Source organism: Vibrio sp. Vb1574, assembly GCF_033338675.1.
In genome coordinates this window covers 1-1,122 of record NZ_JAWOTC010000373.1, presented here as the reverse complement: position 1 = coordinate 1,122, position 1,122 = coordinate 1, and the positions used below count along the sequence as shown (strand labels likewise).

1 protein-coding gene is annotated in these 1,122 nt (G+C 46.7%); it reads right to left on the bottom strand.

Features of this window, described 5'->3' with window-relative positions:
• Positions 1 to 40: 40 nt before the first annotated feature.
• The coding region (gene queG, locus R7O12_RS26265) for a tRNA epoxyqueuosine(34) reductase QueG (protein WP_318126997.1) at positions 41 to 1,122 on the bottom strand (1,082 nt) is incomplete at its 5' end.

The window sequence follows — 1,122 nt, the reverse complement described above, 5'->3', positions numbered from 1 at the left end:
TGCAAAAAGTGTTTTCAATCTCTTGCATATAGGCTACGCACTAGGCATCTCTAGGTAAGCCTTTCTCAACAATTCTAATTAAACGCTTTTTCTTCGTCTCAATCGGTTCTGCATCTACAGAAGGGATATGGTTGAGCTGCTGGGTAAGTGCCCATTCGATGTGCTCATCCAGTAATTTACTTTCACCAAGTCGCGCATTAAGTGCGTCTATCACCCGTTGGCTGTATTCTGCATTACCAAGTGCGACAGATATATTACGTAGCCATTGTTCGTGACCGATACGACGGATAGCAGAACCTTCCATATTTTTTAAGAACGTCGCCTCGTCCCATTGGAATAATTCAACTAAGTCTGGATTGTGAAAGCTTTCCCTGCGATGGAAATCTTCTTGTTCGGTTACGTCTGCATAGCGGTTCCATGGGCAGACGAGTTGGCAGTCATCACAACCGTAGATGCGGTTACCCATCGGTTTGCGGAATTCTTCAGGGATGACACCATCAAACTCTATCGTGAGATAAGAGATACAGCGTCTCGCATCGACAACTTTATCTTCTACAATGGCTTGAGTCGGGCATGACGTAATACACGCTCGGCATTTTTCGCATTGGTCGACACTTGGAGTATCGACTGGTAAAGGTAGGTCAATCAGCAGTTCACCAAGGAAGAACCAAGAACCACACTCTTTATCTAAGATCAGTGAGTGTTTACCTGTCCAACCCAATCCGGCCTTTTGGGCTAAAGGCCGCTCAAGTATTGGCGCAGAGTCGACAAAAGGGCGATAACCAAACTGACCCACTTCTTCTTCTATGAGCTTACCCAACTTGTTGAGCTGCTTTCTGACCAGCTTATGGTAATCACGCCCTAGCGCATAGCGGCTAATATAAGCGTGATTTTTATTCGCGAGATTTGAAGCAAATTGCGCTTCTGGCGGTAGGTAGTCCATCCGGACGCTGATAACGCGAACGGTTCCCGGTAATAACTCATTGGGTCTGGCGCGCATCATTCCGTGACGAGCCATCCAATCCATTGAGCCGTGATAGCCAGCATCTAGCCATTTTTGTAGTGCGGCTTCATGTTCACTAAGATCAACGTCGCAGATGCCCACTTTTTGAAAGCCGAGCT